This window comes from Protofrankia sp. CiP1_Cm_nod4, assembly GCF_982290645.1.
The window spans coordinates 10219-17537 of record NZ_CEVIVC010000031.1 but is presented as its reverse complement, the minus strand read 5'-3'; the positions used below and the strand labels follow the sequence as shown (position 1 = coordinate 17537).

Below are 7319 nucleotides of genomic sequence, written 5' to 3'. Positions count from 1 at the left end.
GGTCACGAGCCGCTGATCAGCCGTCGCAGCCGGAGTCCGGTGATCTCGGCCTGCTGGCCGGCCGCGACCCGCAGCTCGGTGGCCTGGTCGTTGCCCAGCCGCTCCCGCAGCAGCCCCAGCATCTCCTCGGCGCTGCGGCCGGCGGCACGTACCAGGAAGACGTAGCCGAACCGGTCCTCGTACTCCTGGTTGCCGGCGACCAGCGCCGCCTTGAGGTCCAGGCTCGCGTTGTCCAGGGCGGCCTGCTCCCGGCGCGGGGCGTCCATCCCGGCCAGGGTGGCCCGGGTGGACGTGGTCGGCGCGGGCAGCGGGGCGCCGCGTTCCCCGATGCGGGGATGCGCGGTGAACGCCTCCAGCCAGTCCGCCTCGGTGAGCTGCCACCACTGCTCACGGGCCGCGTCGAGCAACGCGGTCAGCGTCGGGTACGGCCGGCCGTCGCCGACCACGGCGGCCCAGTCCTCCGAACCGCAGCAGCCCAGCAGCTCGGCGTGGGCCGCCCCCGGGGACAGCGCGTTGAACCAGCGCATCGCCAGCTGCTGGCGCCCGGTCTGGGTCGGCGTGCCGATGAGCCGCAGCCGGGCCAGCCCGCCGTCGGGGAACGCCTCCAGCCGCACGTGGGTGGCCTCCACCGGGACCTCCAGGTCGAACAGGTGCCGGGTGTTGGGCTGCACCCGTACCTGCGGCAGCAGCGGGTACCAGCGGGTGATCTTCTCGAGCGACGAGACCTCGTCGTTGCCGAACAGCTCGGGGGCGGACGCCGCCCACAGGGCCACCGCCCGGGGCGCGTTGCCGTGGAAGTGCCGGGTGTCGACCTCCGCCCTGATCACCTCGCCGGCGGTGACCAGCCGCACCACGGCCCACTCGTGGCCCACGCCGCGGCGGCGGCGGGTCTCCCAGCCCTCCCCCATCACCCGGGCCTCGCCGGAGGCGTTGAGGTTGTGCCGGTCGCCGTAGTGCATGTCGCTGCACGCGATGACCACCCCGCCGAGATAGGCCGCGGCCAGGTCGGAGGTGACGCGGTCGAGCAGCCTCGGGTCGGGGATCACCGTGCCGTGTACGCGCAGCCTGGCCACCCCGCCGTCCGGGTGGATGGTCAGCCGCAGGTGCGTGACGCGGGTGTGCCCGGCCCGCACCACCGGCAGGACGTTGACCGCGTCGGCCTGGACCGGCGTCCGGGGCACCAGGGCGACCCAGTTGACCGACGCCTCGGCGACCTCGGGGGCGGACGGGTAGCCACCGAGGGTGGCGCCGTGGATCTCCACCGACTCCGGGGCGTTCCCGGTGAAGTGGGAGGTGTCGACGGTCACCGCGCGCACCACGCCGGGCGCGCCGAGCCGGATGATCGCCCAGTCCGAGCCGTACAGGTCGCGGCGGCGGCGGGTCTCCCAGCCGTCCGTCCACGCGCCCCGCTCGGTGAACACCCCTGGCCGGGCGATCGGTGGCTCGGGCAGCAGCATCCGTTCGGCGAGCGCGAAGAACTCGTCGTTGACGGCCACCACCGACCCGCCGAACCGGGCCGCGGCAAGGTCGACAAGATTCGTCAGATCGGGAGCGTCGCTCACGGATCCTCTTCTCTACAGATCTTCTCCGGTGGACGCCCGTGACCGTGCGGGACGGGCGTCCACCGCTGGGAACTCGGATGTTCAGACGGAACTCGAACGCGGCCGCGCTGGAACCGGGCGCGCTGGAACCCGGCGCGCTGGCGCCGGATGGCCTGACAGCCAGCTCCCCCGCCGGATGCCGGGGTCATCGCGACAGCAGCCTGCCGTGCGGCGGCCGGTCGCCGTCGGCCCGCCTGCCGCGCAGGTAGGTGGCCCGCACGACGCCGTCCAGCGGCCGGCCCGCGTAGGGGGTCAGCGGATGGCGGTGGGCGAGCCGGGCCGGGTCGACGACGAAGGACCCCTCGGGATCGATCACGACGAGGTCGGCGTCCACCCCGGGGCTGATCCGCCCCTTGTGCGCCAGCCCGACCAGGTCGGCCGGGCCGGTGCACATCCAGCGGGCCACGTCGGCCAGGCCGTGGCCGCGGCGGCGGGCCTGCGTCCACACGGCGGCCAGGCCGAGCTGCACCGAGGCGATCCCGCCCCACGCCTGCCCGAAGTCGCCCGACTCGACGGCTCTGAGCTCCGGTGCGGACGGAGAGTGATCGGTCACCACCGCGGTGAACAGGCCCGCGGTGAGCCCCTGCCACAGCCGCTCCCGGTTGTCCTCCCCCCGGATCGGAGGTGCGCACTTGTACACAGTCGCACCATCGGGAACCTCCTCGGCGGTGAATGTCAGATAGTGCGGGCAGGTCTCGGCGGTCAGCGCGACTCCGGCGTCGCGGGCGGCCAGCACGTCGTCCAGCGCCGCCGCCGCGGACAGGTGCAGGACGTGCAGGCGGGCGCCGGTGGCCGCGGACAGCGCGGCGAGCCCGGCGACCGCCTCGGTCTCGGCCGCCGGCGGGCGCGCGGCCAGCCAGCTCGCGTACCGCCGGCCGACGGTAGGCGGCGCCGCGTCCAGGACGGCCGGTGACTCGGCGTGGACGACGGTCAGCGCGCCGAGCCGGGCGGTGTGGGCGGTGGCGGCGGCGAGCACGTCCATCCCGACGTGGGGGAACTCGGCCACCCCGGACGGTGCGAGGAACGCCTTGAAGCCGAACACCCCGGCGTCGTGCAGGGCCGCCAGGTCGGCGAGGCTGCGCGTGTCGGCACCGATGATCCCGCCCCAGAAGCCGACGTCGACCCATGCCTGGCCGGCCGCGGCGGCCCGCTTCGCGGTCAGCGCGGCCAGCGACGTCGTCGGCGGGACCGCGTTGAGCGGCATGTCGATGATCGTGGTGACGCCGCCGGCGGCGGCGGCCCGGGTGGCGGTGGCGAAGCCCTCCCACTCGGTCCGGCCCGGCTCGTTGACGTGGACGTGGGTGTCGACCGCCCCGGGCAGCAGCGCGAGGTCACCGAGATCGGTGACGCCCGGGGTGGCGCGCACCGCCTCCGGCGGCGTGACGGCGGTGATCCGCCCGTCCCGGATGTGCACGGCGGCCGGCCGGACACCGTCCGGGGTGACGACCCGTGACGAGCACAGCACGACCGGGCGTTCCGGCAGCTCGACCGGCCCACGGACGGCCGTCCGCGCCGTACCCGTACCCGTGCCCGTGCCCGGGCCGGACGCCGCCGTCCGGCCGGCGGCTGTCATCGGCTGGGAGCCCGCTGTCGGGCCGGGCTCGGTCACCGGCCACCGCCGGAACCCTCAGGACCACCCTCAGGACCACCCTCGGGACCACCCTCGGGACCGCCATCGGGATCGCCGAGGCCGAGGAGATCCTGAGGGCGGACCGGCACCCGGCGCAGGTCCCGGCCGACCGCGTCGCGCACCGCCGCCACCACGGCCGGCGCCGCCGAGCAGGTGGGCGCCTCACCCACCCCCTTCACCCCGTAGGGCGCCCCCGGCTGCGGGTGGCTCAACGCGACGAAGTCCAGCTCCGGGACATCGGCCATGCTCGGCAGCACATAGTCGTGGAACGTCGGGTTGCGCACCACCCCGTCCCGCACCACCAGCTCCTCCATCAGCGCGAGCCCGAGCCCCTGCGCCGTGCCGCCCTCGACCTGCCCGCGCAGCGACAGCGGGTTGAGCACCGTACCGACGTCCTGGACCAGCGCCATCGACACCACCCGCACCAGCCCCAGGTCGACGTCGACGTCGACGACCGCGCGGTGCGCCGCCGCGGCGAACGCCACGTGCACGTCACCCTGGCCGTCGGCGCCCAACGGCTGGGTGCGCCGGTGGCGGAAGACCTCCACCGCCTCGACCGGCCCGTCGGCGAGCGCGTCCGCGAGTGTCACGCGCACCCCGGCCTCACCGGCGACGATCTCACCGCCGGCCAGCGTCAGCAGCCGCCGCGGCGCCGCGGCGACGTCGTCGGGCAGGCCGAGCCGGCGGGCCACCCGGGCCAGCAACGCGTCCGCGACCGCTGCCGCGGCGGCGCGCACGGCACCGCCGCTCATCCACGTCTGGCGGGACGCGCTGGTCGACCCGGCGCTGCCGACGGTGGTGTCCGCCGGGGCGAGCACCACCTCGTCCACCCCGAGCTCGGTGCGGACGATCTGCCCGGCGATCGTCACGAAGCCCTGGCCGACCTCGGCGCACGCGCTGTGCACGACCGCCCGGGGCCCGCCGTCCGGCCCGGTCTCCAGGCGCACCCGGGCGGTGGCGTCGTCGTCGAACCCCTCGGAGAACAGCAGGTTCTTGTACGCCACCGCGTAGCCGACCCCACGGCGGACGCGGGCCGGGTCGGCCGCGGCGAGGCGCCCGCCGGGCAGCGACGTCACCGGCGTCCGCCCGGAGACCGGCGGCGGCAGCGGCCGGTCCACGAGTATGTCGATCATCTCCCGCAGCGGCAGCGGCTCGGGCACGACCTGCCCGGTGGGCAGCACGTCGCCCGGCTCGAGCGCGTTGCGCCGGCGCAGCTCCACCGGGCCGATGCCGAGGGCGTCGGCGAGCCGGTCCATCTGCGCCTCATGCCCGATGGCCACCTGGGGGACACCGAAACCACGCATCGCCCCGCACGGCGGGTTGTTCGTGCGGACCACCCAGCCGTCCAGCACCGCGTTGGGCACCCGGTAGGGCCCGGCGGCGTGCGTGACCGCGTTCGTCAGCACCGCCGGGGACGACGACGCGTACGCCCCGCCGTCCAGGATCAGACGCGCCTGGACGCTGACCAGCAGCCCGTCCCGGGATGCGGTGTGCCGGAACCACATCCGGGCCGGATGCCGGTGCGGATGGCCGAGGAACGACTCGACCCGGTCGTAGGCGATCCGCACCGGGCTGCCGGTGACCAGCGCGAGCAGCGCACCGTGGATCTGGAGCGTGATGTCCTCGCGTCCGCCGAAGGCCCCGCCGACACCGGCGAGGGCCAGGTGCACCCGGTGCTCGGCAAGGCCCAGGCAGGCCGCGACCTGCTCACGGTCGGAGTGCAGCCACTGCGTCGCCACCCGCAGGTCGACGCCGCCGTCGGCCGTCGGCACGGCCAGCGCGGCCTCGCAGCCCAGGAACGCCTGGTCCTGCATGCCCACGACATAGGAGTCGGTGACGCTGACCGCGCCGCGGGCCGCCGGGTCGCCGTGGCGAAGATGGATCTCGCGGAAGATGTTCCCGTCGGGATGCAGCAGCTCGAACCCGCCGGGACACGGCGGCCCGTCAGGACGTGACAGCCCGTCGGCATGCGGCGGCCCGTCAGGGCGCGGCAGCCCGTCGGCATGCGGCGATCCGTCGGGGCGCGGCGGCTCGGGGCCGCGGGCGGCGGCCACGATCCGCTCGGGGTCGGTCCACGGTGGCAGCGGCTCGTAGTCGACCTCGATCGCGGCCAGCGCCGCGGTGGCGGTCCGGGCGTCCACCGCCGCCACCGCCGCCACCGGTTCGCCCTGGTAGCGCACGACGTCGGCGGCGAACACCGGCTGGTCGGCGACGATCAGGCCGTAGGTGGCCCGGCCCGGCACGTCCGCCGCGGTCACGACCGCCGCCACCCCGGGCATCCGGCGGGCCGCGGCGGTGCTGATCCGGCGGATGCGCGCCCGTGGATGGGGGCTGCGCAGCGTCCGGGCGTGCAGCATCCCCGGCAGGTGGAGATCACCCGCGTACGGGAAGGTGCCGCCGGCCTTGGCCGGCCCGTCCGGGCGCGGCACGGGCGCCCCGATCCCCTGACCGCTGCCCCGGCCGGCGGCCGCCGGATCGACGGGCTCCCGGCCAGCGAATATTCGATCATCGGACGTCCGGGCGGACGGTGTCCGTCCGGCATGGTCAGCGGGCGGACGCGGGTTCATCATCGTCCCGGTCTTCCGTGCCGCCCACCGGCCTGTCCCCGGTCACTGCTCCGTCCCCGGTCACCGGTCACCGGCCCGTCCCCGGTCACCGGCCCGTCCCCGGTCGCTGGTGGGAGCCTCCTGGCCGGCGGCGGGCCTCCTGGACCGAGCGGATCGCGGCGATAATCCGCCCGTAGCCGGTGCACCGGCAGATGTTGCCGGCCAGCGACTCGCGGATCTCGTCCTCACCGGCGTCGGGACGCCGGGCCAGCAGGTCGGTGACGGCGACGACGAATCCCGGCGTGCAGAAGCCGCACTGGACCGCGCCGTGGGCGAGGAAGGCGGCCTGCACCGCCCGCGCCGGCCCGCCCACACCCAGCCCGGCCACGGTCGTGACCTGGGCGTCGGCGGCGTCCGCGGCGAGGACCGTGCAGCTCGCCACCAGCCGGCCGTCCATCAGGACCGAGCAGGAGCCACACCGGCCCTGCTCACAGGCGTCCTTGACCGACAGCACGCCCAGGTGGTCGCGCAGCACACGCAGCAGGGACTCCCCGAACCAGGCATCGGTCACCTCCCGCACGCCACCGTCGATGTGGAGCTGGTAGGACACCCGCGGCTCGGCATCGCGCGGCGGGCACGCCGGATCCTCCTCGACGCAGGCGCGCCGGTGGGCGGGCTCACTCATGGGCGTGCCCACCGCCCGTCCACGGACCGGGCCGGCGACGGCGCGGACAGGCAGCGCCCGGCGGCGCGCGCCGCCAGCACCCCGGCGGCGTGCCGGCGGTAGGCCGCCGAGGCCCGCGGGTCGTCGGGAAGCGGGTCGTCCACCGCGCGGACGGCCTCGGCGACAAGCTCGCCGAAGCCCGCGACCACGTCGGCGGGAGCCGTACCCGTCGACCAGTCGACCCCGGCGCGCACGAAGTCCTCCGCGGCGACCGGGCGCAACGGCCCGCCGGCCACCCCGCCGATCGCGCACGCGACCCGCTCCCGCACCCGGTCGACGACCAGCGCGCACGAGACGACCGTGGCCGATGCGGCCTGCCGCGCGCCGATCTTGAGGTAGACCTGGGGACCGCACGGCCGCGGCAGCCGGACCGCCGTGATCAGCTCGGTCGGGTCACGCCCCTCGGCCAGGTAGGACGGGACGGCCAGCGTCCGCGCGCCGTGCACGCCGCGCAGGACGACCTCGGCGTCGGCGGCGCTGAGGAAGGTCAGCAGATCCCCACGCGGATCGGCCGTGCCGAGCGCTCCGCCGACCGTGCCCAGGTTGCGTATCTGCGGTGATCCGACGACGCGCGCGGTGGCCGCGAGACCGGGCGACAGCGACCAGCCGGCCAGATCGTGGTAGGTGACGCCGGCGCCGATGATGAGCCCGTCGGCGCTGGCGCCCCGGGTGCGCAGCTCCAGGACCCGGCGCAGGGCGACGATCCGGCGCGGCCGGCGCCGGCCGGTCCGCAGCGCGGGGACCAGGTCGGTGCCGCCCGCGAGCAGGTCCGCCGCGCCGTCGGCGAGGATCTCGACGGTGTCGGCCACGGTCAGCGG

At 76.0% G+C, this 7319-nt stretch carries 5 protein-coding genes; all 5 read right to left on the bottom strand.

Annotation, left to right across the window (positions count from 1 at the left end):
* Window positions 1–2: 2 nt before the first annotated feature.
* Window positions 3–1562: an allantoicase gene (locus AC5LSR_RS08465; protein WP_250290322.1), complete on the bottom strand. Its 1560-nt coding sequence runs from the start codon at window positions 1560–1562 to the stop codon at window positions 3–5.
* 184 nt (window positions 1563–1746) lie between these two features.
* On the bottom strand, window positions 1747–3210 hold the full coding sequence (allB, locus tag AC5LSR_RS08460) for an allantoinase AllB (protein ID WP_250287351.1): 1464 nt from the start codon (window positions 3208–3210) through the stop codon (window positions 1747–1749).
* Window positions 3207–5798, bottom strand: coding sequence for a xanthine dehydrogenase subunit D (gene pucD / locus AC5LSR_RS08455; RefSeq protein ID WP_493464923.1), 2592 nt, complete (start codon window positions 5796–5798; stop codon window positions 3207–3209). Before pucD ends, allB begins: the two co-directional genes overlap by 4 nt.
* 85 nt (window positions 5799–5883) lie before the next feature.
* Window positions 5884–6462 carry a (2Fe-2S)-binding protein gene (locus tag AC5LSR_RS08450; RefSeq protein ID WP_250285993.1) on the bottom strand — a complete coding sequence of 193 codons (579 nt, stop codon included), beginning with the start codon at window positions 6460–6462 and terminating at the stop codon, window positions 5884–5886.
* Window positions 6459–7319 (bottom strand): FAD binding domain-containing protein (locus AC5LSR_RS08445; RefSeq protein WP_493468323.1); only part of this gene is annotated, 861 nt, incomplete at its 5' end. The genes AC5LSR_RS08445 and AC5LSR_RS08450, both read right to left, overlap by 4 nt.

Excerpts from the sequence above, each read along its gene's own strand:
- pucD (WP_493464923.1), bottom strand. The coding sequence starts at position 5,798 with ATGAACCCGCGTCCGCCCGCTGACCATGCCGGACGGACACCGTCCGCC.
- AC5LSR_RS08450 (WP_250285993.1), bottom strand. The coding sequence starts at position 6,462 with ATGAGTGAGCCCGCCCACCGGCGCGCCTGCGTCGAGGAGGATCCGGCG.